This window comes from Paludibaculum fermentans (assembly GCF_015277775.1).
In the GTDB taxonomy this organism is placed as follows: Bacteria; Acidobacteriota; Terriglobia; order Bryobacterales; family Bryobacteraceae; genus Paludibaculum; species Paludibaculum fermentans.
Window position 1 is genome coordinate 1,194,307 of sequence record NZ_CP063849.1, and the last position, 25,437, is coordinate 1,219,743.

Below are 25,437 nucleotides of genomic sequence, written 5' to 3' on the forward strand. Positions count from 1 at the left end.
GTCCGGATTAATCCCGGGGCAGCCAGCGCCGGATGAGCAGGTCGTAGCAGCCCGCGCCGACCAGTCCGCCGGCCATCGGCGCGACGATGGGAATCCACCAGACTCCGGTGTTGTCGGTGAGCCCGTTGTTGCGGAATCCGGCCATTACCGTGAAGAGGCGGGGGCCGATGTCGCGGGCCGGATTGATGGCGTAGCCGTGGAGCTTGCCGAACGACATCCCGATAGCGACCACGATCAAGCCGACGACGATGGGCGTCAGGTTGCCGGAGATGGGCTGGTTGCGCTCGTCGGTGACGGCAAAGATCAGGAACAGCAGCAGCGCGGTGCCCAGCACCTGGTCAAAGAAGCCGGCCGAAAGCGCCTGAGGGAAGGCCGGGAAGGTGGTGAAGATGCCGGCGGTCTTTTCGAGATTGGGATCGAACTGGAGGAAGGCCAGGCGGTAGTTGAAGAAGACGATGGCGGCTCCGGCCATGGCGCCCAGTGACTGGGCGATGCTGTACGGAATGACCTTGGCCCACGAGAAGCCGCGGAACACGGCCAGGGCCAGGGTGACGGCCGGATTCAGGTGGCCTCCGCTGATCTTGCCTGACACGTATACGCCCATTGTGACGGCCAGCCCCCAGGCGAGGGTAATGTTCGTGTAACCGCCGTTCACCACCTCATTCGGGGTGCCGGTGCCGAACAAAACCACCATGGCGACCACGCCGGCGCCGAACAACAGGATGATCATTGTACCGATAAACTCGGCCACCAATTCCGCGAGCAAGCCAGTGCGCATGGGCTAGAGCATACTACTCCGGCAAGGTCCGTTCCAACCACGCCATCATTTCTTTTTGCTCGGCCAGTTTTCCGATGGCGACCTCGAGATTCACATAGCGTACGCCGAGGCGGCCGCACAGGCGCGAGAGCGAGCCGTCGTCGTCGCCTTTGGGTTCGTTCTGCAGCAGGACGTTGTAGGGACCCTTGGCGAGCAGGGCGTAGTCTGCCGGATCCGTCGTGAGGAAGAACTCATGCGGCGCATCACGGCGGGGCAGGCTGGTCTGCTGTGAGATGGGGATCTCCTCCTCCATCGAATAGCCGCGGGCGTTGTTGTGGACGGCGAACAGCAGGCCGCCCTTGGGTGGCAGCAGGGTGCGGATGAGCTTGGGGCGTTCGCGGTCGAGCCAGGCGAGCGCGGGCGTCAGTTCAGCCTCGGTCCACTTGGGATTCAGGCGGCGGTAGCTGCGCTCGGCCCCCTCGCGCGAGAACATGCGATTGGGATCCAGCAGTCCGCCGGCGATGAGGATGTTGCGTTTCGGGTTCGTCACGATGAAGCCGGTGCCGCGAGCGGTCCTGAGGTGTTCGCGCAGGGCTTCGGCTGCGGTGGTTTCGTCGCCGTGGATCCGCAGGTAGCGGCGACGGCTGCGCCCGTGCTTGAGGATCTCCAGCGGGACCCCGCAGAGCGTTTTCGCAGCGGCTTCGAGCGGCAAGGCAGAGAGGGCGGCGGCGGTGAGGAAGGCCCGCCGGGAGAGCTCAGGACGCATACGTTCGAGTTTAGCCGGTTGGCTTGCCCGGCTAATGCGAATGCCCGATGCGGCCGATAGTGTCCTCAGGTAGCAGTGTCCTTCCTCATCTCATCCGTCATCGCCAGCGCCTTCTGCCTGTTTCTGGTGCAGCCGCTGCTGGCGAAACAGATTCTGCCGTATTTCGGCGGGACGGCCTCGGTGTGGGCGGTGTGCATGGTTTTCTACCAGGGAGCGCTACTGGGCGGGTATTTGTACGCCCACGGGCTAGCGCGGTTCCTGGCTCCAAGAAGGCAGGCGCAGGTCCATCTGGTGGTGCTGGCCGGGAGCCTGTGGGCTTTGCCGGTGGGCCTTGGCCAGGTGGATTCTGTCGGGTCCGGCCAGAGTTGGAGCATCGTGTGGATGCTGGTGCGGGCGGTGGGCATTCCTTACTTTGTCCTCAGCAGCACCAGCCCACTGATGCAGGCTTGGTACGCGCGATTGGAACCCAAGGGACAGGCGTACAAGCTGTTCGGGTGGTCCAATCTGTCGTGCGCCCTGGCCCTGCTGAGTTTCCCGTTTCTGCTGGAGCCGTGGCTGTCGTTGACGCGCCTGAACCTGTACTGGTCCTGGGGCTACGGTCTGGTTGTGCTGCTGCTGGCCGCGTCCGCCGTGATCGTCATCCGCCGCAGTCCTGCCAACGAGGCCGAGGAGCGGCGGGAGCCCGTCCGGCCCGGCCTGTTGTGGCCGAAGTGGTTATTCTTCTCCGCGCTGGGGTCGCTGGTGCTGGTGAGCGTGACCAATCACTTGTGCCAGTCAGTGGCGCCGGTGCCCTTCCTGTGGACGGTGCCGCTGCTGCTGTATTTGCTGACCTTTACGGCAGTGTTTGAACGCGAGTGGTATTCGCGCCGCTGGGGCATGCCGCTGGCCGGAGCCGCGCTGCTGGCCATGGCCGCGGCATATGTCTACATGCAACCCGGACGCATGCTGGCCGTGGGGATCCCCGTCTTCACCATCGGCTGCTTCCTGGCGTGTTTCTACTGTCACGGCGAACTGGCTGCGTTGAAGCCGGAGCCGGGGCGCCTCACGCAGTTCTACCTGGTGATGGCCGCGGGCGGCACCTTGGGTTCGCTACTGGTGGCCTTTGTCGCACCCAGGATCTTCCGCGGATATGTCGAATTGCCGGTGGTGCTGTGCGTCACGGCGATGGCGATGCTGTTCAGCGTCTATGGACGCCACCTGGCGGTGGACCTCGCGGCTGCGGCCTGCGCGATCCTGGTCACGACGCCGGCCCTGGCTGTGTTCCTGACGCCGCTGCGCGAGATCGACGCAGGCCGCAATTTCTATGGCAGCCTGCGCGTGGAGCAGGCCGAAGGGAAGCAGGGACGGCCGCCGATCCGCAGCATCATTCACGGCGCCATCTCGCACGGCTCGCAGTTCAACGCCGATGGCTGGCGTATGCGGCCCACGGCGTATTACGGGCCCAACAGCGGTCCGGGTAAGTGGTTCACCCACACACCGGGCGCGCGGCGCGTCGGTGTGGTGGGGCTGGGCGCCGGCACGCTGGCCGCCTATGGCCGGCCCGGAGACGAATTTCGGTTCTATGAGATCAATCCGATGGTGGTGCAGTTCGCCAAACAGCACTTCCGTTATTTGAGCGACACGCCGGCGCGGGTCGACATCGCCGTGGGCGACGGACGCCTGCTGCTGGAACACGAGGCCGACCAGAACTTCGACCTGCTGGTGATCGACGCGTTTTCCGGCGACTCCATCCCCGTGCACCTGCTCACGCGCGAGGCCTTCAAGACCTACCGCCGGCACTTGAAGCCGGGCGGGATTCTGGCGCTGCACCTGTCGAATCTCTATCTGGACCTGATGCCCGAGGTGCGCGTGCTGGCCGCCGATCAGGGCTTTGCCTGCAAGCCTGTACTGGATTCAGGATCCGAGCCGGATGACGTCCGGCCCAGCATCTGGGCGCTGGCCGGGCCGGCGGCGAGCCTCGATTAGGGTCCCGCCGCAAGCCATGCAAAGCAGCAAACCGCCCCGCATCTGGAGCGACGACTACTCCACCCTGCTGACCGTGCTGCGTTAAGCGCCGAGGACAGCGCGCACGCCGCGCATATACGACAACGACCGCTCCATGCCCGGATAGGGATCGTCGGCGTTGATCTCGTACTCCAGCATCACGCCGCCCTTGTACTTCAGCGCGTGCAGGGTCTTGAACATCTCGACAATCGGGATGTTGCCGTCGCCCACGGCCACCTGCGTCCACTTGCCGTTCTCGAAGACGAGATCCTTGGCGTGCATGTCGAACAGGCGCGGGCCGGCTTCCTTGATGGAGGCGACGAGATCCGCCTTGGCGCGCGTGGTGTGGCCGATGTCGATGCACAGGCCCATGCGCGGATCCATGCCTTTCACCGCGGCCAGCACGCTCTGCGGGGAGGGGAAGTGCTTGTCCTCGGGGCCGTGATTGTGGATGGCCGCCTTGATGTTGAACTCCTTCACCAGCTTCTCGACGGCGGGCAGGGTCTCGTGGGAAGGGGCGCAGACAATCACCGGCATGCCGGCGGCTTTGCCGTACTCGAACATCTTGCGCAGCTCGTCGGGCTTCGTGAGGGCGATGTTGCCGCCGCTCAGGATCTGGAAGCCGGCGTCTCGGAACTCCTTGGCTCCGGCGGCGGTCTGCTCCGCCGTGTCGGAGTACTTCAGGTGGAATTCCTTGATGCTGAGGGCCTGTACGTTCAGCTTCTTCAGCGTTTCGATCGCCTGTGCGCGGGAAAACTTGCGCAGCGAGTAGGTGGCGACGCCGATGGTGATGCCCGGCGCCGCGCCGGCGGCTGCCTCCAGGGTAGCGGGCAGCGTGGCGGCCAGCGCGGCGGCGCCGGCAAACATGGTTCTTCTCGTGAATGGAGTCATGGTCCCAGATCCTCTACAGTTTCGTTGCTGGCAGTATATAACAGCGCCCGGGCGCTAGTTCTTCAGCCCGATCGCCTGGCGGATGGCCGCCACGGCCTGCTCAATCGGCGTGCGCGTCAGGAAGTTGTATTTCTTGCCCGATTGCAGGCGGATCAGGAACACGCGGCTGCCGCCCATGTTCACATCCGGGTTGACCGACACCTCGGCCACCTCGGAGTAGGGCACCGAGAAGCCGTCGTTGTTGGAGCCCCGGAACGTGAGGGTCCCGTTGGCGGCCACGATGAAGCCGCGGCAGACATTGGTGCGGCCGGCCGCTTCCCAATGGAAGTTGCGGAGGTCGAAACGCCAGCCGCTGTGGTGGTGCAGAGCTTCCAGGCTGAGCTGGCGCGGCTGCGGCTGTGGCTGCGGGGGCACGTCGCCCTGTACCACGTTGACATCCACTACGCGCGTGGCCTGCTGCCCCTGCGCATTGAACGCCGTCAGGATGAAGCGCGTGGACTGCTGCACGACGACCTGCGTCTGGCCGCTGGCCTGCGGGAACGAACCCACTCCGGGCTCGATCCGAACGCCCGTCGCGTTGGCCGCCTGCCAGCTCAGCGTCACGCGCTGGCCGGCTTGCGGCCGGAACGGGAACGCATTGAAACTCTGGATGGATACCTCGCCCGCGGGCTGCGGCGGCGTCTGACCGGCCTCGACAGTCACTGAGGCTGTACACGTCGCCGAAGCCTGGCGAGCCTTGGCGACAATCTGAACCGACAATGAGCGCGACGGCCGGAAGTCGATCGAGCCGCTCAACTGCAACTGGCGATGATCGGGCTCCACCCAGACGCTGTCGGCGCCGCGCGTCTCCCAAACCAGTTTGGCCATCTGTCCAGGCCGCACTGAGGCCGGTTGGATTTCACAGCGGGTGACCTGGACATGCGAGGCCGGCGGTTGCGGCTTGTCCTGATTGTCGGTGACCGGGCCGGGTGTGGAACCGCCGCCGCCTGCTCCGGTGCCGCCGCCATTGCCGGAATCCGGATTGTCCACCGGCGGAGCCACCTGTGGCGGCTTCACCTTCACTTCCACCCAACTGTCGATCAGGCCCGCGATCAGCCGGTATTTCGTGGTCTGCGCCGGCCTCACGATGAGGCTGCCGCGTACATCCTGCGGCCCGATGCCATCCAGGATCACGCGTTTTACACCCACTGCCGCCCAGGTGAGCTTCACCTCCTGGCCGGCCTCCACCTCTGTGGGCTCGGCATCGAAGCGCTCGATCTTCTGTTCCGGATTCAGCAGCTTGTACACCACCGTGCCGCCCGCGAGCAGGACGAGTGCGATGGCCGCGACCAGTCCCCAGAGCAGCAGCGGCTTCTTCTTCTGCTCCTGCTGCTTCTCCTGCTGGCGCTTGAGTTCCTCGGCCTTCAGTTTCTCCTGATACCCGCCGGGACCCGTCATTTTGAACTTGCCGGTATCGCCCGTCGGGATCGTCTTTTCCACCAGTTCGTGCCAGTGCACCGTGGACGAGGCCTCGCCGTCGCGCAGCGCCGCCTGCAGGCTGGGCATGTCGCGATAGCGGTCGGCCGGACGCAACGCCAGCGCCTTCATCAGCGCGGCTTCCTGCGCCTTGGGGATGGAGGCGCCCTTGGCCGACGGCGGCTGTATCGTGTCCTTGGCCTGGCGATCGGGCGAGGGCGGCGGGATCTCGCCCGTCATGGTCCGATACATTGTGGCGGCCACGGCATAGACGTCGGTCCACGCGCCCTGGTCGCCGCGCATCTCATACTGCTCCGGCGGAGCGTAGCCGTGCTTCAGGATCACCGACAGGTTCTGGCTCTGCTGGCCCAGCGCGTAGCGTGCGGCTCCGAAGTCGATCACCTTGATCTGCCCGCTGTGCAGAATGAAGATGTTGTCCGGACTGATGTCGCGATGCAGCAGGCCGACGCTGTGCACCTCGCGCAGGGCGTCCATCACCGGCGTCATCACCCGCAGGGAGGTGGCGAAATCGAGATGCCCCCACTGCTTCAGGCACTCGTCCAGCGTGGCGCCCTCCAGGTACTCCAGGATCAGATACGCCGTCCCGTGCAGCGAGAAGAAGTTCTGCACCCACACGATGAAGGGATGGTTCTGGAAGCGGGCCACGGTGCGGGCCTCTTCCAGATAGCGCTCCAGGCCCCAGCGGTACTCGTTCTCAAACTTCTTGGAATGCGGGAAGACCGACGGATTGCCGGTCATGCGCGCGGCCACGCCGGCCGGGAAGTACTCCTTGATGGCGATGCGGCGGGCCAGATTCAGGTCCCAGCCCATATACGTAATGCCGAAGCCGCCATGCCCCAGCACGCGGCCAATGACGTATTGCTCCTTCAGGATCGTGCCGGGCCACAGGTAGAAGGGCGAGTCGGGCTGGCTGGTCTCGCTCCACCCGCAAACCGGACAGGGCGCGCCAGGCTCGCGCTGTTCAAAGCAACTGGGACAGAGGTTGGCCGGGATCACTGCGCCTGCTCCCCGCCGGCGTGGACCCAGACGGCCACGGCCGTGTAGTTGTCGTACTCTCCCTCGGCGCGGCTCATCAGCCGCGTGTGCATGCCCGCAATCCAGCTTTCGGCCGAAGGCGCCTTGGCGAGTTCCACTTCCATCTCCGTTTCCAGCACAAGCTCCCAGAATCCATCCGATGCCAGCAGAAAGGCGTCGCCGGGCTGCAGCGCCAGCGGCTCGGGCCGGACCGTCACCCGCACGCCGCCGGACATGCCCAGGCTGGCCAGCAGCCGGTTGCGATCCTCGTGAAAGCGAATCTCGCGCGGCTGCAGATCGCCCGCGTCCACCTTGGTCTGGACGTAGCTGTGATCGATCGTCTGTTCCACCAATTGGCCGCCGCGAAAGAGGTACAGCCGCGAATCGCCGCAATGGCCCCACACCGCGCGCTCGCCCACGGCCGCCAGCAGCACGGCCGTCGTGTGCATGTTGCGCAATTCGAAAGTTTCGTTCTGGCCGGCCACGATGCGCTCATGTGCCGCCTGGATGCGATCCGCGATCCAGGCCGGTTCGGCCGCCGGATCCGCCGCCAGCAGGGTCTCCACGGCCCGCTGCGAAGCCACCTCGCCGCCGCCATGGCCGCCCAGTCCATCGGCCAGCACCCAGATGGCCGAGTCCGGAGCGCACGCCCGCCAGTTCGCGGCGTCCTCATTCACCTCGCGCCCGCCCGGGCGGCTCAAGATGGATGTCTCGAACAGCATGGTCAATCCAGGTTCACCTCAAAGCCCACCTGCGGGCTGCCGAGCGTGATGCGATCGCCCGGCCGGATCTCCAGCGGCCGGCCCGCCTCGATCTTCTGTCCGTTGCGGAACGTACCGTGGCTGGAGAAGAGATCCTCTACAAAGAAACGTCCGCCTCGATCGACCGAGAGCTGGCAATGCTTCTTCGAGACGCCGGGCGTGTTGTCCGGCAGCACCAGGTTGACCACCGCCGCGTCGCGGCCGATCACCACCGGCTTCTCGCTCAAGGGAATGCGCTGCCCCTGGTAGGGCCCAATCGAACCCACCAGCACAGGCTTACCGCCCGGCGGACGAGGCCCGGGCGCCGGCGGAGCCTTGCGGTCGCCTCCGCCCAGATGCACGCTGCGCGCCACCGTCTGCCGCACCTTCTTGTTCATCGCCAGCCCGATCGCCCCCAGCGCGACCAGCAGCGTAATGGCCTGGCTGCCCAGCATCCAGCTGGGAATGCTGCTCACCGCGCCCGGCGCCTGGCAGGCGTTGCCGATGGTGAACTGGATGTGGTTTTTGTTCAGCTCCGACACCACCTCGTCGACGATGATGCTGAGATTGATGCCTTCCGCGAAGGTGACGGTTTTGCCGCCGATGGAGCTCAACGCCTTGGCGCGGTTGATGGCGATCACCTGGCCGCAGTCATCGAAAAGCGGTCCGCCGGAGTTGCCGGGATTCACCGCCGCCGTCGTTTGGACGTACTCGACACCGCCCTCCTCGGTGGGTCCCTGGAAGATCCGGCTGGCGACACCCTGCGTCACTGTCGATTCGTAGATCGCGTTCTGGTTGCCCAGCCGCATGGCCGACCCCGGGAAGCCGACGGCCCACACTGGTTCGCCGATGCGGATCTTGGCCTTGGTGGCGAAAACCACCTTGGGCGCCTGGATCGGCTGGGCCAGTTCGAGAATCGCCAGGTCTTTCTCCTCCGACTTCCAGATCACGGTGGCGTCGATCGTCTTCTCCGGCCCCGTGGCGATCACCACCTTCGACGGGAACTGCGGCGGCACCTCGCAGCACACGTGGTGGTTGGTGACGACGTGGGTCGCATCGGCCAGCACGCCGCTGCCGGTGGCGGTCATGACGCCCTTGGGCGTCTTGGCCATCATGATGATGAGGACGGTCTGCTTCTTCATGTCCTCGATGGGCGGACCCGCGAGGAGCAGGGTAGTGCTGGCGAGCAGAAGGGCGGCGGTTCTCATTTGGGTGGCCGGAGCTGATTCGGTTTGGGCGGTTCGGGCGGCGAATGATCCGGCGGATTCGGGTTCACGATCACCGGCTTGGGCGGAGCGGCCACCACGGGCGGAGGCGTGCAACAGGTGGTCCGGAAGACGAAGTAGCCCCCCGCCAGCACGAGCACCAGCAGCAGCGCGGCCAGGGGCACGCGGCTGCGTTTGCGGGTCAGGGTGAGGGGCGGAGCCGCGGCGGCCTGCGCCAGGGGAACGGGCGCCACGGTGAGCGGTGAGGCCAGTTGCGTGTCCGCAATGCCGGATGGGGCGGGCGGAGCCGCGGCTTCCACCTTCGGCGCCACGGTCACCGGCACGCGGCCCGGATCGTAGGCCAGCGCGACCACGGTCACGTTGTCCTGTTCATGCAGGTTGCGCGACAGCACAGCGCTCAGCAGCTTGTCGCAGCGTTCCTGGATGGAGCCCTGCAGCGCCTCGGGCACCTCCAGCAACGACAGGCTTTTGTACAGCCCATCGCTCGACAGCAACACCCAGTCGCCTTCCACCACCGTGATGGGCCGGATGGAGCGGTCGATCTCCGTCAGCTCATTGATCCCCAGGTAGCTGGTGAGCGCCTCGCGCTGCGGATCGGCCTGGGCCTGCTCGCGCGTGATCTCGCCAAAGGCCGCCCGTGAATCCAGGTGGCGGCCATAGGTGTGAAGGTCGTTCAACCGCGTCCACTGGCCCTGCCGGCACAGGTACAGCGCGCTGTCGCCCACGGCCACCCATTGCAACTGGTTTTGAAACCACACGGTGGCCACCAGCGTGGTGCCGCACTGCATCTCCAGCAACAGTTGCCGCTGCACGGCCAGCACGGCCTGCTGCGCGCCGTGGACACCGCGGTCCAGCGCCTGGGCGATGGACTCTTCCGGCGTCTTCAGGCGGTAGGCATCGAGGAACCCCTGCACGGCGGCGCGGCTGGCCGCCTCGCCATGCTCCAGCCCGCCCATGCCGTCGGCCACCACGGCCAGCAGCCCGGCGTGCGCCGTGAACGCCTCGTCGAAAGGATTGGAGAAGCCAAAGGCGTCCTGTTGATATTCGCGTCGCCCAACGTGCTGCGCGTTGCCGAAGAGATAGGGCATGTCCGGGAGCTCAGTTCCAGTCGAAATCCGTGCCCACCAACGGCACCAGCATCAGCTTCGATTTCCCCAGCGTGAGGACGTCGCGGGCATTCATCTGCACCGGTGAGAACTGAATCGTGCCGTTCAGGTAGACCAGCCCGCTGGAGTCGCCCGGCTTCAGCCAGAACGTCTTCGTCTGCGGTTCGAAGATCACCTCGGCGTGGCGCTCGCGAGAAACTTCCGGATCGCCCTCGACACACACATCCATGGTCTTTTCACGGCCCACGAAGTTCTTGGCGACATGCAGCCGGTAGTCGCGGCCGCGCGACGGCCCTTCCGTGCAGACCAGCCAGCCCACTACGGGACTCACCGGAACCGGCGCCTCCGCCGGGGCGTTGAACGACGGATACGCGACCACCGTCTTCTGGCCGCCGGCCGGGCCCAGGGGGGCGCTGGGTACACTGGGCAGTCCCGCATCCAGGGGCCGCATGGGCACGGTTTTGTTCGATTCAGGTCCTGTTCCGCCAATCGGAGGAGCCGTTGCGCCCGACGGCGGCACCGTGAACGGCATCGCTCCGCCGCCGCCCGGAGGTGCCGGCACCGTCTTTCCCGCGGGCGCCGCTCCAATGGCCGGACAGTAGGGGCAGGCGCTGAACTTCGTCTCGTCGTAGAAATGGCCCGAATTGCACTGCGTCATTTGCCCTTCTTCTCCTCTTCCGGCTTGGGGGTCTTCTTGTTCAACTCGTCGAACTGCGCCTTGTACTCGGGCTCCGGCGTGAACGTGATGCTATCCGGACCCGTAGCCATAAACACACCGACCAGTGCGGAGGTCTGCGGTTTTGGCATCTTGAAGCGCGGCAGTTTCAGAAAGATGCCGCGATTCATCAGATAGGCGTCCACGATGTCGGCCGGCACCGGATTGCCCCCATCGGCGATGAACTTATAGTGGATTTCGTACGGCACGTTGATAGGCACATCGCGCGATTGCCAGTTGTCGTTGCACGGGCCGCTGGGGCAGTCCAAAAACTCGTCGCCGGCGAAAAAAGTCGGCTGCGACTTCGTCGGGTCCACCAGCGGCATTTCTTTCCCTGTGGAGGTCTTCCCACGTGCCCGGACATAGACGTCCACATTCTGATTCGCAGTGCCCCAGCGCACGCTCACCAGCAGCGGTTCGCGCATCTTCAGGTCGCTCACCTGGTCGCCGGCCTCCTGGGCCTGCTTGCGGTACTGATTCATCCGCCGTTCCAGGTCGTTGATCATGCCCTGCTGCTGCTGCATCAGGCTTTGCATGCGGTTCAGCTTGGCCGCGAGATCGGCGCCGCCCGGCATGCTCTTGAGCTTCTCGCGGATCGCATCCAGTTCCTTCGCCGCCGCATCGTACTGCTTCTGGAAATCCTCGGCCCGCTGGCCCGACGGCTTCCAGTAAGGCAGCAGCACCAGCATCAGGAAACAGAACGCACCCAGGGCTCCGCACAGGATGTCCAATAAGGACATGTTGAAGATGTTGACTTCGCGGTTGCGGGCTCTCATGGCTTAGCCCTGGTAGAGACGGTTGATAAGGTTCCGCAGCGTGTAGTCCCCGGCGAGGTTCACGGCGGTCTCTTCCTTCTCCTGGATCAATTGCATCAGGAAGACCAGAATCGCGCTCTGGGCCAGGGCCACCATCGTACAGTCGAACCCGACGCCGAGAGTCTTGGCCACTTCCTTAATATTCAGGTCGCCCGTGGAACTGCCGGCCTCGGATAGCGAGGCGCCCAGCGCGTACACCGTACCGATGAATCCGAGCGTCGGCACCAGCCACGCGATGAAGCGCACAATGCCATACTTCATATCCACACGATGCGCGATCAGCTCCAGGCTGGAGTTCATCACCGTCGCCGTCTGGTCTACTGACTTGCTGGCCAGGAACTGAAGGATGCTCAGGTCGATCAGCGAGGGCAGGAAGCCGTGATCCCGGCTGTGCTCACGAGCCACTCGCAGCCGGATGGGTCCCAGGTCGCGCGCCGTCAGCACGGTCTGCTCGTCTTCCGGAAGATAGCGCTGGCCGACGTGGCCTTCCTCCAGAATGCCGCTGCGCCAGCGGGCAAACAGCTCGCCCAGGCCGATGAAGAACACCACGTGCATGATGTTCTGGATCGTCAACGGGTAAGGGAAATGCTTGGACGGGTGATCGAACAGAACTTCCGCCGGACGCCCGGTCACCACCACGCTCCCCACCCCGATAAAGACCAACGCCGCCACCAAAGACACCGGGAACAGAATCGCCCGGCCAGGTACCTTTCCGCTCACTTAACCCCTCCTCCACCACCAGTTAGCGGCCGCAATACTTGCAGCTGGTTCCGTCTTCCTTGACTGACCCGCACTGGCACCGGATCATCCTGACGCTCCGGTGCTCCAAAGGCTTCTGATGCTGGGCGGCCTGGGCCGCCGCCGCCGCCCGTTCGGCGAGGTGCTTGCGCGCGACAGCGATCAGATCCTTGACGACCACTTCCACATTCCCCATGCGCAGCTTTTCGTCTGACCGTAGACGGTGCTGCGTGATCCTCACAGGGGCATTATTCTCTATGAGATAGCTGCCATTGCTCGATTGACGGTCCTGAAACAGGATCTCGTCGGCACTAATCATTACAAATTCAGCATGAATCCGGCTCACGCTTGGTTCGGGAATCAGGATATCCGCTGCCGGGTCTCGTCCGATGGTGAGTCGATCTTGCGGCATAGAGGGTTTGTCAGCGGTGTGTCAGCAAACAGCAGTCCCAGCCCAGGAATGTCCGGCATCGCCCACATACCGGCAGTTCCTACACAGTTTAGATGTGAAACGAAAAATGTGCAATGCCATCATGTACTTGTCGGTTGGCTCGCCCGGGACCCAAGCTATACTCGATAGGATCGCTGGAACGAGGTACCCTTCGAATGGTCATCGAAGACGCGAGAGAGCGCACCGCAGCGGCCATCGACAGCCTTCGCAAGAGCCGCGAGATCTTCAGGCTACCCAAGCTTCGGGTCACGGACGTGCCCGCGTTCTTCGCAGCCGCCGAGACGCCCGCCCACAAACTGACCCTGTCGGAAAAACTCACCATCGTCGACCAGGCCCTCTTCGTTGTCGATCAGCTCTACGCCCATCTGCCGTTCAAGCGCGCCCGCTATGCCGTCGACCCGGTGCAGCGCCTGCGCCTGATCCGCTCACGCCTCTCGGAAGATACCGCCGAGGTCCGCTTCCATTCGGACATGGTGGCGGCCCTGTCCTCGCTGCGCGATGCCCACACCTTCTATGGACTGCCCGAGCCTTTCCGCGATGCCATGGCGTTTCTGCCTTTCCGGCTGAACTTCTACTTCGACGAAAATGGGCAGGCCCGCTTCCTGGTCACCAAGGTCCTGGAGCAGTTCGGCCATCCGCATTTTGACCGCGGCGCAGAAGTGACATTCTGGAACGGCATGCCGGTGGCCTCCGCCATCGATCGCGAGGCCGAGCTGGACCCCAGCGGCAACGAATCCGCCCAGTTCGCTCGCGCCCTCAACCGGCTCACCGCCCGCTCAATGACCTTTTCGATCCCGCGCGACGAGCGCTGGGTCACCCTGGAATACCGTTCCGCCCTCGATCCCACCAAGGAGATGGGCATTGTCTTGCCCTGGAACGTGATCTCCGGCGGCGGCTTCGAGCTTTTCGCCGGGTCCACCGGCTCCAGCGTCTATGCGCCCCAGCTCGAGCTCGACAACTACCGTAAGTTGTTCTGGTGCCGGTATCAATTGACAGTGGAGCAGGCCGCGCAGGGTGTCGTGATGCAAGGCCCCATCTACGCCGGGGCGGTCTTCCAGGGCAGCAACCCGGGCAGTTCCGATGCGGGCAAGGCGGCGCTGGACGACGCAATCTTCTCCCGTGTCCCGGCTGTCTTTGAGTTCCAGCACACCGGCGGGGTGGACGACGAAGGAAAGGTGAAGGCCGGCTCGCTCATCGATCCCGCCCACCCCGGGAAGCGCTTCGGCTACCTCCTGCTGAAGAGCTTCGACGGCGAGGCGGACGCCCTGGTCGACGAATTCCAACGAATTCTGACCCTGCTGAACGCCAAGGCGCCGGACGGGCTGATCCTCGATGTCCGCTCCAATCCTGGCGGGAGTATCCAGGCGGGCGAGCGTATGCTGCAGATGCTCACCCCCCGGGATATTGCGACCGCCGGCTTCCACTTCATCAGCACTCCGATGACCCAGCAGATCGCCGCGCAGCTGAGCGGATCCCTCACCCAGCACGCCTCGACACTGGCCGAATGGCAGCCCTGGCTGCAGGATCTGCTGGACTCGGTCGCCAGCGGCGGCATCCTCACCAGCGCCCGGCAGCTCACATCCATTGATGTCGCCAACTCAGTCGGGCAGGTTTATCAGGGACCCGTGCTGCTGCTGATCGACGCCCTCTCCTACAGCGCGACGGACATCTTCTGCGGCGGGTTCCAGGACAACGAGATCGGACCTGTCGTCGGCGTTGATCCCAACACCGGCGGCGGCGGCGCCAACCGCTGGCTGCACTCGGAGATCGTGGAAAAGACCGCCGGACTGGAGGGCGTGCCCCTGGTCGATCTGCCGCGCAAGTCTACTCTTGGGCTGGCCATCCGCCGCTCCTCGCGAGTGGGCGCCCGGGCAGGGAATCCGCTCGAAGATACGGGCGTCCAAGCCGACGAACTCTACAGCCAGACCCGCAACGACCTGCTGAACCTGGACGCCGACCTCATGAAGTTCGCCTGCGGCCGCCTGGGCTCGAAACCAACCTGCATGCTGCGGATCGCCTCCGTTGACGTACAACCCGGCCACATCGCCCTCCAAATTGACGCCGAGAACCTGGACCGGCTGGAAGTTGTCCTCGATGGCCTGCCGCAGGGCGCCTTCGCCGCCGATCGAGGACTTCAAACGATCACCGTCCCCATGGCCGGGCTGCCCCATCGTCCCAGACTCCTGAAGGTTCTGGGCTACATCCTGATGGAAAACGGGCTCTCGGCGGCGCTGGCCGCGGCTGGCATCGCGGCTCCGGCGGCCCAACTGCGGGACGCCAAGCTGACCCTGGCGGCTTCCGCCCGGCAGGAGCTTACCTAACTACGGACTATGATCGGCACCACCATCTCTCACTACCGCATCACCGGCAAGCTGGGTGAAGGCGGCATGGGTGTCGTCTACCGGGCCGAGGACACGCGCCTGCAGCGCACGGTTGCCCTCAAGGTGCTGCCCGGCGACTCCGTCACGGCGGCCGACCGCGAGCGCTTCCTCCGCGAAGCCCAGTCCGCCGCGCAGGTCCACCATCCCAACATCTGCCCCATCTATGAGGTGGATGAAGAGAACGGCCGCCTGTTCTTCGTCATGGCCCTGGTGGAGGGTCCTTCGCTGCGATCCCTCCTCAAGCAGGGACCCATTCCCGTCGAGCGTGCCATCGAGATCGCCGCCCAGGTCGCCAGCGGTTTGGACGCCGCCCACAGCCAGGGCGTCATCCACCGCGACATCAAGAGCGCCAACGTCGTCGAGGGACTCTACGGCCAGCCCTGCATCCTCGACTTCGGCCTGGCCCTGCGCGCCGACGCCAGCCGTCTCACCCGCACTGGCGGCTTCGTCGGCACGCCCGCGTATATGTCGCCGGAGCAGGCCGAAGGCGGGGCCGTCGACCACCGCACCGACCTGTGGTCCCTCGGCGTCGTGCTGTACGAACTGCTGACCGGCGAACTGCCCTTCCGCCGCGACACGGAACTCACCACCCTCTACGCCATCGTCCACGAGACGCCCAAGCCGCCTTCCGCTTTGCGGCCAGGCCTCCCGGCCGCGCTCGACGAACTCGTGTTGAAGTGCCTGGCCAAGGCTCCGGGCCAGCGCTTCCAGTCCGCCGCCGAACTGGGCGAGCGCTTGCGCCAGATCCAGGCCGGACTTTCCAGCGCGCACCCCACCGTCACGCTGGACCGCACCCGGCCGGTCCTGGCCGCACCTCCGAACCGGGCGCGCATCTGGCTGGCCCTGGCGGTCGTACTGGCCATCGCCGCGGGCGCGCATTGGCGGCTGCGCCAGCCCGGTGCGGACCTGCCGGAACAGAAGGAAGTGGTCGTGCTGCCGCTGTCGGTCATCGGACCGGAAGAGCCGCTGCGCGCCGTCACCGATGGCCTCACCGAGACCATCACGGCCAAACTAAGCCAACTCGAGCAGTTTCAAGGGAAGTTGACCGTGGTGCCCGCCAGCGAGGTGAGGGCCCGCAAGATCACCAGCGCCGAAGCGGCTCGTAAAGCCTATGGCGCAAATCTGGTGATCTCCGGCAGCGCCCAGCAGACCGGCGCCCGGGTGCAGTGCATCCTCAACCTCATCAACGCCCAGACCCTGCGCCAGGTGGCTTCGCGCACCATCACCCTGGACTCCGGCAATCTGCTGGCCCTGCGCGATGGCGCCGTCACCTCCGTCGTCGACCTGCTGGAACTACGTTTGTCGGCCGACGCCAACGGAGCCGTGAAGGCGGGCGAGACCGGCGCTCCGGCCGCCTACGCCCAATACCTGCGAGGCCGCGGCTACCTGGCCCGCTACGACCTGCAGGGCAATGTCGATCGGGCCCTGGCGAGCTTGCAGGACGCCGTCAAACAGGATCCCAATTACGCCCTGGCCCATGCCGCCCTGGCCGAAGCCTATTGGTGGAAGGCCAAGATGACCAACGACCGCCATTGGGCCGACCGGGCCCTGGAGAGTGGCGAGAAGGCCGTGCAGCTCAATCCCACCCTGGTGGTCGCGCGCGTGAAGCTGGGCGAAATCTATAGCGACAGCGGCCGCGTCGACGACGCCATTCGCGAACATCTCAAGGCGTTGGAGATCTCGCCCGGCAATGCCGAGGCTTACCGCATGCTGGGCCTCGACTACTCCGCCGCCGGGCGCTACTCCGAAGCCGAAGCCGCCTTCCAGGAAGCCGTGAAACGCCGCCCCACTGACTGGGAGGGCCGCATGCTGCTGGGCATCTTCTATTACCAGCGCGGGCGCTACGCCGAGGCCAAGTCCGCTTACCTCAGCGCGCTGAAGCTCACGCCCGACAACGAGCTGCTGATCCGCAACCTGGCCGGAGTCCATATGCGGCTGGGCCAATATGCCGAAGCCTCCAGCCTGATCCAGAAGACGCTGGCCACCGGCTCCAGCACCCGCGGCTACAACATGCTGGGCATCGCCTATTACTATCAGCGGCGGTTCAGCGAGGCGGCGTCGGCCCTGGAGTCTTCCCTCGATATCGACAACAGCATCTACACGACGTGGGGGAATCTGGGTACGGTTTACCGGTGGGTTCCCGGCAGCGAGTCGAAGGCGCAGGCGGCCTTTCAACGCGCGATCGAGCTGGCCGAGAAGGCCCAGCGCATCACGCCGGCGGATAACAACATCCACGCCAATCTGGCGGAGTACCACGCCAAGCTGGGCGATCAGAAGAAAGCCCTGGCCGAGATTCAGGCGATCCCGGAAACCGCCCGCAGGCCATACATGGCGCGGATCGCGCTGGCCTATGAGATGCTGGGCGATCGCAAACACGCCATCGACACGGTCCGCACCCAGGCTGTCGATGCTTCCGCCTTGAGTGATCTGCGGAACGATCCCGACCTGGCCAAGCTATGGAAGGACCCGGAGTTCCAGTCGGCCATCCGGGCCTCCCAATCTACTGCGGCGCATTAACGGCCCGGCAGCCGGGTGCCGCCGCCGTCGTCCGGCCCCTGCGACTCGGGCGCGACAATCGGTACCAGCAGCCGCAAAGCCGCCCCGACCGACGCCCTGGCCCCCGCGGGATCGGAAGTCGTTTTGGCGGAAGCGTCCAGCAGGATGCGGATCGCGTCCAGAATCGTACTGTGCGTATCGACCGGCGTGGTAGGCGCGGCGGCGGCGGAGGCGTTTTTTCTTGAGGGCGGCAAGTGGGAACTCCTTCAGGACCAAACTAATCCTGACGAGTATATAAGCAATCCGCTGCGATGAGTACGCAAATTCTTCTCCCCGCGTTTGTGCTGCCCAGACAGTCCTCAAATAGGTGCAGATTCCCCTCCGCGCACTTTACCCCGAGGTGCAGATTCTAACCCTACTGGACTGCGCGTTATCCCGCAGGTAAAATGGACTGTCTGGTCTGAAACACTGAAATTGCGCGATGTCGCCCACTTCGTGGTCTTGGACCTCGAATTGCACAGCGACAGGGGAGAAGGAGAATCGATGCCGGCCACAAGTACTCTCAGTTCCGCCGAGTTTCTGAAAACACTGCCTGGGGATGACGTCCGGCAGATCCTGTGGCGCTTCCAGGACCGCTTCGACCTGCAAATGCTGGTGCAAAGCGTACGTGGCGTCGCGCGCGGACCCGTCGCCCGCCTCGTCGCCCAGGGCGGCCGCCTCACCCACGACTGGACACCCGAGAAGAACAGCCTCCTGCTGGAGTTCGACAACGCCGGCATCACGGCCGCGTTCATGGAACCGCACGAGGGCGGCTACATCGAAGGGCCCAAGAACCTCGCCCTCTCCCTCATTGCCTTCGAACTGGCCTGGGTCGACGGCGGCGCCGCTACCGCCTCCCTCGCTACCCACCTCGGCTTGGCCCCCATTCACGAAAAGGGTACGCCCGAGCAGCAGGCGTACTACATGAGCATCGCCGCGCCCCAGCCCGGCCGTCCGCCCAAGCGCGCCGCCTTCGCCCTCACTGAGCCTATCCCCTACGTCGGCGTCGAGACCGGCATCCTGTGCGGAAAAGTCCGCATTGCCGAGTGGCCTGAGGGCGGGGAACCTATCCTCGAAGTCTCCAAGCGCGGCCGTTTCATCACCAACATGGGCTTCGCCAACTTCGTCACGGCGGCGGTGGAATCCGACGACCCACGCCTGAAGGGCACCATGATGGTGATCCTGCACGAAGACGACCCCGGCATCTTCGATCGCGGCACGCCCACCCGCAAGCTGGTCCACCAGCTCTCCTCGACGGCAGACCCCGTCTTCCAGTTGAAGGTCCCGGCCAACCGTATCATCGGCGGCTACAAGGTCGTCGACGGCACGGTGATCCCGACCTACGACCACGGCAACGTCATTGAGGCCGTCTTCCGCCGCACGCGCGTTGGCGTCGGCCTGATGACCTCGGCCAAGCTCCTGTCAGCGATCGAGCCGCTCATCCGCTACCACCGCGACCGTTTCCGCGGCTCCGGCGCTGTCGCCCCCGGCTCCCCCCGTTACGAACTCGGCCTGCAGCAGAAGGAAGACGTCACCCATCGCCTGCTGGACGTCTGGGCCACCGGCGAGGCCGGCTCCTCCCTGGGCTTTGCCACGGCGCGCATCTTCGATGCCATCGACCCCGTCGAGAAGGCCAAGGACAAGGTCTTCGCGGAGCAGGGCATCGGCGGCGGCACCACCGCCTTGAAGGCCCTGCGCAAGCGGATCCCCGACGCCCTGGAGTTCATTGAACTCAACGGCAAGGGCGAGCTGGCCCGCCAGTCGGCCCGCTACGCTGAACTCGCGGCCGACCCCGTGGTCCAGTTCATGATCGTCGACGCCGAAGCCAGCGTCCTGTGCCCGGCCACCAAGCTCTGGAACACCGGCAACGGCTCGCGCGTCATGCGCGAAGCGGTCAGCCTGATGGGCGGCTACGGCATTACGGAAGACTGCCCCGGCTTCCTCGGCTACAAATGGATGGACACGCAGCTCGAAGCGACCTACGAAGGCCCCGAGGCCGTCCAGCGCCGCCAGCTCTCCGTCACCATGACCAGCGAGGTCTTCCTCGCCCAGTTCCGCCAGTGGACCCAGGAGATGCGCAAGGTCGCCGCCCAGGCCCCGGGCACCGGAGCCTGCACGCTCGCCTCCGCCATGAACCTCTGGGCCTGGACGCTCGACTACCTGCAGCACGGCAAGGACGCCTCCGGCCAGCGCCTCTACCAGGGCACCCGCCAGGGCGTCACGTTCCCCATGGCCGACGCGCTCTGCTGGCTGGTCTCTTCCCGCTGCCAGATCCTCGACGTCGAGAACCTGCGCAAGAATGCTGACCAGTTGCAGGACGGCGCCGAAGGCACCATTCAGTTCCTCACTGATCTCTGCCACATTCAGACGGCCCGCGCCGCCGGCGAAGTCGCCCGCATCTGCACGGAGCTCGTCTACGGCTACATGCTGCACCCCTCCTGGACCCGCCCTGAGGACTGCAACAACTGCTTCCGCGAGGAAGAGCTGCAGCAGATCGAAAGCATCATCCCCGGCTCCTCCGGCTTCGTGGTGGATGTCAGGAACGACGACGGCACGCACTCCCGGAAGGCGGGCCCCTGCGTCCACGCCAGCGGCCTGAACGACTTCACGCGCCTGCGCAACAAGCTCGACGGGTGCCTGGCCGGAGCCATGCTCGCCAAGGACCGCGCCGGAGAGTCCCTCCAGAAGGTGATGATTCCGGCCGCCCTGGACTACCCGCTCTAAACCGCGCCGCCGCGGAAAGGAACTCGCATGAATCCTCTGCCCAGCGACGAGCCCGAAGTCAAACCGCTTGACGCCGATATCGTGTGTGTCGGCTACGGTCCGGCGACAGCGGGCTTCCTCACCACGCTCACGCGCGGCCTGCAGGAAGAATCCGGCCAGGCCCTCGAGTCCCGAGCCATGCCCGGCCTGCCGCCGCAGGTCCTCTGCTATGAGCGCGCCGACGACATCGCCTTCGGAGTCTCCGGCGTCGTCACCCGGGGCCGCGCCATCCGCGCGACCTTTCCCGAACTGCCGCTGGAAGAGATCCCGATGGCCACGCGGGTCAGCGACGAGAAGCTCGTCTACCTGCTCGACCCCGTCGGCGCCAGCCGCCGCCCGGCACTGATGCAACTGGCCGACAAGGTGCTGCAGGCCTTCGGCGTGAAGCAGAGCGGTTGGGAGCTGCCCTACTGCCCGGACTTCCTCCACAAGCGCGACGGCTTCATCCTCTCCCTGGGCCAGTTCAATCAATGGACCGGCCAGCAGGTGATGATGTCCGGCCTGGCGCAGATCTGGCCGTCCACGCCCGTGTCGGAAGCGCTCATCGAGAACGACAAGGTCGCCGGCGTCGTCCTGGCCGGCGATGGGACGGAAGTGCGCGCCGAGCTCACGGTGGTCGGCGACGGCCCCGTCGGTCCGGTCGGCCGCCGTCTCGACGAAGTCATGGGTATGCCCGCCGGCCACGCCCGCGACGAGTGGGCCGTCGGCATGAAGATGGTCGTCGAGCTGCCTGAGTCCTGCACGCTGCCCGAAGGCACGGTCTTCCACACCATCGGCTATCCCGAACCCGAGATCTTCGGCTTCTTCTACGTCCATCCGGGCCGCGTCGCCTCGGTTGGCATCTTCGTCCCGTCGTGGCTCGAAACCCCGGCCCGCACGGCCTACCGCTACCTGCAGCACTTCGTCCAGCACCCCTACCTCTGGCAGCATCTCGAAGGCGGACGCATGCGCAGTTGGGGCGCCAAGTCCTTGCTGGAGAGCGGACGCCGCGGCGAACCGCATCTGTGCGGCGACGGCTATGCCCGCATCGGCGAAGGCTCCGGCTCGACCAACGTGCTCACCGGCTCCGGCGTCGACGAAGCCTGGCTCACCGGCACTCAACTAGCCGAGGCTGTGCTGGAGATCTACCGCGCCGGCCTGCCGTTCTCCCAGGAGAATCTGAAGACCCGCTACGAAGCGCGCCGCCGCCGTTCGTGGCTCGAAGAGGAATCGATCATCGCCGAGAGGGCCCGCAACGGCTTCCAGCGCGGAGTCCTCACCGGCTTCATCGGCATGGGGCTGGCCGGCCTCACCAAGGGCCGCGTCTACGTGCCTCGTCCGGTGGAGGACAAGAAAGCGGCGCGGTTGGAAGACTTCTATGTCGGCCGTGTGTCGCACTCCCAGATCGAGAAGATCCGCGAGCGCTGCGCCCGCGACGGCAAGCCGCTGCACGACGCCCTGATGGACGCCGCCGGCTGGCCGCCCATCCAGTTTGACGGCCAGTTGCTGGTCTCCCACCAGGACGCCCTGCTGATGGGCGGGAAGGTCCAGGCCCCGTCCGATACGCCCGACCACGTCGTGTTCCTGGAGCCGGATGTCTGCATCGCCTGCCACGACAAGATCTGCATCGAGATCTGCTCCGGCGAAGCGATCCACCCGGGCTCCGGCGTGCCCGCCTTCGACCACGAGAAGTGCGTCCACTGCGGCGCCTGCCTCTGGAACTGTCCCCTGGAAAACATCGAGTTCTGTGCCGCCCCCGGAGGCCTGCACAGCGCGGAGAACTGAGCCCCGCGCCCAAGCGAGTTACTTATGCCATACCAAATCATCGTTTGCGGAGGGCTCGCGCCCGATCCGCTACAAACCCTGGAACCGGTCACCACACCGGCGGGCCCGGGCCTGAAGAACGAGTTGATGCTGCCCGCGGTTTTCGATCCCTGGGCCGGCCACGCGCTCTATGAAGCCGCCAACCTGGCGAAGAACGTGCCCGGCTCCGTCATCAAAGTCGTGAGCATCGCCCCCAAAGCCAAGCTGCAGCAGGTAATGATGACCGTCGCGCAGAAGCTGCCCTTTGAACTCGTCCCGCTGGATGGACCCGGCGGCGGCTTCACTGATTCCGCTTCCGTTGCCACCGCCCTGGCCGACGCCATTGCGGCCATCCCCGGCCTCGACAAGTCCCAGATGCTGCTCTTCGGCGGCTGGGAATCGGCCACCCGCGGAGCCGGCGTCGTCATGCAGATGGTGGGCGAGAAGCTCGGCATCACTGAGCAGTTCCTGGCCGTCGACGAACTGAAGGTCGACGAATCCGGCGCGCTGATCATCAAGGAACGTGTGGAAGGCGGACGCCACCAGGTGTCGAAGTGCGCCGCGCCGCCGGCCGTCCTGGCCTGGGCCACCGGCAATCTGCCCGAGCCCTCCAACCACCCCCAGACCGGCATGGCCAACATGCGCGCCATGATGCCCGCCCTGCAGAAGGCCAAGGCCGCGGCTTTGACGTCGACCCTCAGCTACGCCTCGGTCGCCCTGCCCGCCGTCACCCGCCAGACGAAGATCGTGAAGGATGTTCCGGCCGCCCAGATCGCCCAGGAACTCGCCGACTGGATCAAGCAATAAGGAGCGCGCCCATGGAACCCATTCTCGTCCTACTTCACACCACCGACGAAGGCGCTCTGCCCAAAGCGGCCCTGGAGACCCTGGCCGTCGCCCAAACGCTCGGTACGTATCATCTGGCTGTCCTCGGCGCGAATGCCGCGGCCGCTGCCCAGTCCGTTTCCGCGGGCGCCCTCAGTGTACGCGCCATCGAAGGCGATGCCGTGGCGGTCTCCCGCTACGCCACCGACGCAGTCGCGGCCCAGGCCCTCGCCACGGCCAGCGGAGCCACGGTGATCCTCGCCCCGTGCACCCTGCGCTTCCAGCGCGCCCTGCCCGGCGTGGCCGCCCGCCTCAACGGAGCCTGCGACACCCACGTCGTCGCGGTCGACCCGGATCTCTCGATCCACCGCTGGTACTACCGACAGCGCATGGAAGCCACCCAGAGCCGCACGGCCCGTCCGTGGTTCGTCCTGATCGAGCCCGGAGCCGCCGACCCCTGTGCCGCCCAACCCGGAGCCGCCGCCGAAGTGCTGCCCTGCGCGGTGGAGACCCGAACCGAAGTCATCGGCTACCAGTCGCCCAACGCCGACCAGCAGACGATCCGTCCCGACGCGCAACTTCTCTTTGTGGCCGGAGCGGGCTGGACCAAGAAGCAGAAGGACGGCCAGACGCATACCGACGAAGCGGGTAGCCTGATCCTGAACTTCGTCCAGCACAACAAGACGTCCTTAGGCTCGTCGAAGTCGCTGGTGGATCTCTCCGGAGAAGGCCAGGCGGTGCTGCCGTTCCTGACGCATCTCCATCAGGTAGGCCAGACCGGCTCGACCCCCCGCCATCGCAAGGGCCTGTCGACCTGCTGCCACGGCGAGGAACCGCACGTAGTGGGCTGGCGCTTCATCAACGAGCGCCGGGCGATCAACTTGGACGCTGCCTGCGGCTGGGCAAGAGGCAAAGCCGATGTCCTGTATGTCGCCGACGCGTTTGAAGTGATGCGCGAGCTGGCCAAGTTGCTGTAGCTGCCCGTAAACGGAGCCGTGAGCGTAAGCGAGCGGATATCGACGCAATCGGCTCCCAGCCCTAAAACTAACTAAACAGCGCGAACCGTGACCTACCTGATCACCTTCGCCTGCTATGGATGCCATCTCCACGGCAGCGCCAGCGGCTCGGTCGACCGCAACCATAACAAACCCGGCACACCGGTCCTCCTGGCCAACGCCCTACGTCATTCCGCCGACGCGGCGCGCATGGAGCAGCCAGCCTACTTACTGGACGCAACGCGGCGGGAAGCAATCCTGGCGACGACGCGTGAAGTGTGCGCCTACCGAGGTTGGACTTTGCTCGCCGCCCAAGTCCGCACAACCCACGTCCACCTCGTCATCCGTGCGGAGGCGCCGCCGGAGCGGGTCATGAGAGACATCAAGGGCTACTCCAGCAGGCGTCTGAATGCTCTGGACCCGGACGAACCGGACCGCAAGCGCTGGGCCCGCCACGGCAGCACGCGTTGGCTGTGGAAGCCTCTGGAAGTGGTTGCCGCCATTCAGTACGTGGTGGAGGAGCAAGGTGCCCCGATGTCGGTCTATCGGGCAGACGAGGAAACAGAGGCGTGAGCGCAGGAGAGCGGCGGAACCCGCGAAGTACTTCGAAGTCCCACGAAGGAACTTGGGAGTTTGCGTGAAACTATCCGCTCTCTGACGATCGCGGCTCCGTTTAGGGCGGCTCCGCGCCGCCCCCCTACATATACATCCCGCCGTTCACCTTCAAAACCGACCCCGTAATATACCCGGCCTCCTCACTCGCCAGGAATTTCACTGCCGCCGCCACATCCTCCGCCGACCCAAGCCGTTTCAACGGGATAGACGCCAAAAGCTTCTGCTTTACTTCATCACTTAAAACAGCAGTCATGTCGGTAGCAATGAACCCCGGAGTCACGGCATTCACCGTCACGTTCCGGCTGCCCAGTTCGATGGCGAGCGACTTGGTCAACCCGATCAGCCCCGCCTTCGACGCCACATAATTCGCCTGTCCGGCGTTGCCCGATTCCCCCACCACCGACGCGATGTTGATGATCCGCCCCCAGCGTTCCTTCAACATTCCCTGCATCACGGCCTGGATGCACAGGAATCCGCCTGTCAGGTTCGTGTGCAGCACGGCATCCCAGTCGGCCCGCTTCATGCGCATGGCGAGCCCGTCCTTCGTGATTCCCGCGTTGTTGACGAGGATCGTGATGGGTCCGGCCTCCTGCACGGCCTGCGCGAACGCCGCCTTGATCGAATCTTCCGACGCCAGGTCGAGCGAGACGACCGACGCCGATCCGCCAGCGGCCTGGATCTCCTCCTTCACTGCTTCCAGCTTTTGAACATCACGAGCGGCCAGAACGACCTTGTGCCCGGCCGAGGCCAGGCTCAAAGCGCAGGCGCGGCCGATACCGCGGCTAGCGCCTGTGACAAATGCAATACGGGATGACATAAGAGTGCCTCAAAGCTCCGAAAAGATTCATCATAGTAGAACGAAG

Annotated in this window: 21 protein-coding genes; 8 read left to right on the forward strand and 13 right to left on the reverse strand. The window is 65.3% G+C overall.

The features are described from left to right. Positions 1-7: 7 nt before the first annotated feature. Together IRI77_RS04785 and IRI77_RS04790 are read right to left on the reverse strand one after the other, a co-directional pair. A complete protein-coding gene (locus IRI77_RS04785) occupies positions 8-778 on the reverse strand; it encodes an MIP/aquaporin family protein (protein ID WP_194450938.1) in 771 nt (256 codons plus the stop codon). Between the two features lie 13 nt (positions 779-791). After that, entirely contained in the window at positions 792-1,523 is a 732-nt protein-coding gene (locus tag IRI77_RS04790; RefSeq protein WP_194450939.1) for a hypothetical protein, read from the reverse strand. A gap of 75 nt (positions 1,524-1,598) precedes the next feature. On the opposite strand from IRI77_RS04790, the gene IRI77_RS04795 reads away from it, so the two are divergent. Further along, the gene (locus tag IRI77_RS04795) at positions 1,599-3,488 is read left to right on the forward strand and encodes a fused MFS/spermidine synthase (RefSeq protein WP_194450940.1); all 1,890 of its coding nucleotides are present in this window, start codon (positions 1,599-1,601) and stop codon (positions 3,486-3,488) included. Positions 3,489-3,569: 81 nt separating this feature from the next. Here the strand turns inward: IRI77_RS04795 and IRI77_RS04800 are convergent, their stop codons facing one another. From IRI77_RS04800 to IRI77_RS04840, 9 genes are read right to left on the reverse strand one after another with little or no spacing between them, the layout of a single operon-like run. Beyond that, entirely contained in the window at positions 3,570-4,397 is an 828-nt protein-coding gene (locus IRI77_RS04800) for a sugar phosphate isomerase/epimerase family protein (protein ID WP_194450941.1), read from the reverse strand. A 54-nt stretch (positions 4,398-4,451) separates the two neighbouring features. Continuing rightward, positions 4,452-6,869: a serine/threonine protein kinase gene (locus IRI77_RS04805; protein WP_194450942.1), complete on the reverse strand. Its 2,418-nt coding sequence runs from the start codon at positions 6,867-6,869 to the stop codon at positions 4,452-4,454. Then, entirely contained in the window at positions 6,866-7,609 is a 744-nt protein-coding gene (locus IRI77_RS04810) for a PP2C family protein-serine/threonine phosphatase (protein ID WP_194450943.1), read from the reverse strand. Before IRI77_RS04810 ends, IRI77_RS04805 begins: the two co-directional genes overlap by 4 nt. 2 nt (positions 7,610-7,611) lie before the next feature. After that, complete coding sequence (locus tag IRI77_RS04815; RefSeq protein ID WP_194450944.1) at positions 7,612-8,835, reverse strand: trypsin-like peptidase domain-containing protein; 1,224 nt, start codon at positions 8,833-8,835, stop codon at positions 7,612-7,614. Continuing rightward, positions 8,832-9,941: a PP2C family protein-serine/threonine phosphatase gene (locus IRI77_RS04820; RefSeq protein WP_194450945.1), complete on the reverse strand. Its 1,110-nt coding sequence runs from the start codon at positions 9,939-9,941 to the stop codon at positions 8,832-8,834. Before IRI77_RS04820 ends, IRI77_RS04815 begins: the two co-directional genes overlap by 4 nt. A gap of 10 nt (positions 9,942-9,951) precedes the next feature. Beyond that, positions 9,952-10,617: an FHA domain-containing protein gene (locus tag IRI77_RS04825; protein WP_194450946.1), complete on the reverse strand. Its 666-nt coding sequence runs from the start codon at positions 10,615-10,617 to the stop codon at positions 9,952-9,954. Next, on the reverse strand, positions 10,614-11,450 hold the full coding sequence (locus IRI77_RS04830; RefSeq protein ID WP_194450947.1) for a hypothetical protein: 837 nt from the start codon (positions 11,448-11,450) through the stop codon (positions 10,614-10,616). Before IRI77_RS04830 ends, IRI77_RS04825 begins: the two co-directional genes overlap by 4 nt. A gap of 3 nt (positions 11,451-11,453) precedes the next feature. Then, positions 11,454-12,209 carry a MotA/TolQ/ExbB proton channel family protein gene (locus IRI77_RS04835; protein WP_194450948.1) on the reverse strand — a complete coding sequence of 252 codons (756 nt, stop codon included), beginning with the start codon at positions 12,207-12,209 and terminating at the stop codon, positions 11,454-11,456. 22 nt (positions 12,210-12,231) lie between these two features. After that, complete coding sequence (locus IRI77_RS04840) at positions 12,232-12,639, reverse strand: FHA domain-containing protein (protein WP_194450949.1); 408 nt, start codon at positions 12,637-12,639, stop codon at positions 12,232-12,234. A gap of 194 nt (positions 12,640-12,833) precedes the next feature. Between IRI77_RS04840 and IRI77_RS04845 the strand changes: the two genes are divergently transcribed. Together IRI77_RS04845 and IRI77_RS04850 are read left to right on the forward strand one after the other, a co-directional pair. Next, positions 12,834-14,999 carry a S41 family peptidase gene (locus IRI77_RS04845; RefSeq protein ID WP_194450950.1) on the forward strand — a complete coding sequence of 722 codons (2,166 nt, stop codon included), beginning with the start codon at positions 12,834-12,836 and terminating at the stop codon, positions 14,997-14,999. Between the two features lie 9 nt (positions 15,000-15,008). Further along, on the forward strand, positions 15,009-17,576 hold the full coding sequence (locus tag IRI77_RS04850) for a serine/threonine-protein kinase (protein ID WP_194450951.1): 2,568 nt from the start codon (positions 15,009-15,011) through the stop codon (positions 17,574-17,576). Here IRI77_RS04850 and IRI77_RS04855 read toward each other — a convergent pair. After that, a complete protein-coding gene (locus IRI77_RS04855; RefSeq protein ID WP_194450952.1) occupies positions 17,573-17,809 on the reverse strand; it encodes a hypothetical protein in 237 nt (78 codons plus the stop codon). The two genes, IRI77_RS04850 and IRI77_RS04855, sit on opposite strands and share 4 nt — an antisense overlap. A gap of 289 nt (positions 17,810-18,098) precedes the next feature. On the opposite strand from IRI77_RS04855, the gene IRI77_RS04860 reads away from it, so the two are divergent. From IRI77_RS04860 to IRI77_RS04880, 5 genes are all read left to right on the forward strand, one after another. Continuing rightward, a complete protein-coding gene (locus IRI77_RS04860) occupies positions 18,099-20,318 on the forward strand; it encodes an acyl-CoA dehydrogenase family protein (RefSeq protein ID WP_194450953.1) in 2,220 nt (739 codons plus the stop codon). Positions 20,319-20,345: 27 nt separating this feature from the next. Then, a complete protein-coding gene (locus IRI77_RS04865) occupies positions 20,346-22,121 on the forward strand; it encodes a 4Fe-4S binding protein (protein ID WP_194450954.1) in 1,776 nt (591 codons plus the stop codon). Between the two features lie 24 nt (positions 22,122-22,145). Further along, positions 22,146-22,946 (forward strand): electron transfer flavoprotein subunit beta, encoded by an 801-nt coding sequence (locus tag IRI77_RS04870; RefSeq protein ID WP_194450955.1) that lies wholly within the window; start codon positions 22,146-22,148, stop codon positions 22,944-22,946. 11 nt (positions 22,947-22,957) lie between these two features. Further along, entirely contained in the window at positions 22,958-23,941 is a 984-nt protein-coding gene (locus IRI77_RS04875; protein WP_194450956.1) for an electron transfer flavoprotein subunit alpha, read from the forward strand. A gap of 87 nt (positions 23,942-24,028) precedes the next feature. Further along, entirely contained in the window at positions 24,029-24,532 is a 504-nt protein-coding gene (locus tag IRI77_RS04880) for a transposase (protein ID WP_194450957.1), read from the forward strand. A gap of 124 nt (positions 24,533-24,656) precedes the next feature. Here the strand turns inward: IRI77_RS04880 and fabG are convergent, their stop codons facing one another. After that, positions 24,657-25,391 (reverse strand): 3-oxoacyl-[acyl-carrier-protein] reductase, encoded by a 735-nt coding sequence (fabG, locus tag IRI77_RS04885; protein ID WP_194450958.1) that lies wholly within the window; start codon positions 25,389-25,391, stop codon positions 24,657-24,659. Positions 25,392-25,437: the final 46 nt, after the last annotated feature.

Bases quoted from the DNA above. Each gene is read 5' to 3' on its own strand.
- IRI77_RS04815 (WP_194450944.1), bottom strand. From the start codon at position 8,835: ATGAGAACCGCCGCCCTTCTGCTCGCCAGCACTACCCTGCTCCTCGCG.
- IRI77_RS04865 (WP_194450954.1), top strand. From the start codon at position 20,346: ATGAATCCTCTGCCCAGCGACGAGCCCGAAGTCAAACCGCTTGACGCC.
- IRI77_RS04845 (WP_194450950.1), top strand. From the start codon at position 12,834: ATGGTCATCGAAGACGCGAGAGAGCGCACCGCAGCGGCCATCGACAGC.
- IRI77_RS04785 (WP_194450938.1), bottom strand. From the start codon at position 778: ATGCGCACTGGCTTGCTCGCGGAATTGGTGGCCGAGTTTATCGGTACA.
- IRI77_RS04830 (WP_194450947.1), bottom strand. From the start codon at position 11,450: ATGAGAGCCCGCAACCGCGAAGTCAACATCTTCAACATGTCCTTATTG.
- IRI77_RS04870 (WP_194450955.1), top strand. From the start codon at position 22,146: ATGCCATACCAAATCATCGTTTGCGGAGGGCTCGCGCCCGATCCGCTA.
- IRI77_RS04800 (WP_194450941.1), bottom strand. From the start codon at position 4,397: ATGACTCCATTCACGAGAAGAACCATGTTTGCCGGCGCCGCCGCGCTG.
- IRI77_RS04850 (WP_194450951.1), top strand. From the start codon at position 15,009: ATGATCGGCACCACCATCTCTCACTACCGCATCACCGGCAAGCTGGGT.
- IRI77_RS04860 (WP_194450953.1), top strand. From the start codon at position 18,099: ATGCCGGCCACAAGTACTCTCAGTTCCGCCGAGTTTCTGAAAACACTG.
- IRI77_RS04825 (WP_194450946.1), bottom strand. From the start codon at position 10,617: ATGACGCAGTGCAATTCGGGCCATTTCTACGACGAGACGAAGTTCAGC.
- IRI77_RS04875 (WP_194450956.1), top strand. From the start codon at position 22,958: ATGGAACCCATTCTCGTCCTACTTCACACCACCGACGAAGGCGCTCTG.
- IRI77_RS04790 (WP_194450939.1), bottom strand. From the start codon at position 1,523: ATGCGTCCTGAGCTCTCCCGGCGGGCCTTCCTCACCGCCGCCGCCCTC.
- IRI77_RS04820 (WP_194450945.1), bottom strand. From the start codon at position 9,941: ATGCCCTATCTCTTCGGCAACGCGCAGCACGTTGGGCGACGCGAATAT.
- fabG (WP_194450958.1), bottom strand. From the start codon at position 25,391: ATGTCATCCCGTATTGCATTTGTCACAGGCGCTAGCCGCGGTATCGGC.
- IRI77_RS04840 (WP_194450949.1), bottom strand. From the start codon at position 12,639: ATGCCGCAAGATCGACTCACCATCGGACGAGACCCGGCAGCGGATATC.
- IRI77_RS04810 (WP_194450943.1), bottom strand. From the start codon at position 7,609: ATGCTGTTCGAGACATCCATCTTGAGCCGCCCGGGCGGGCGCGAGGTG.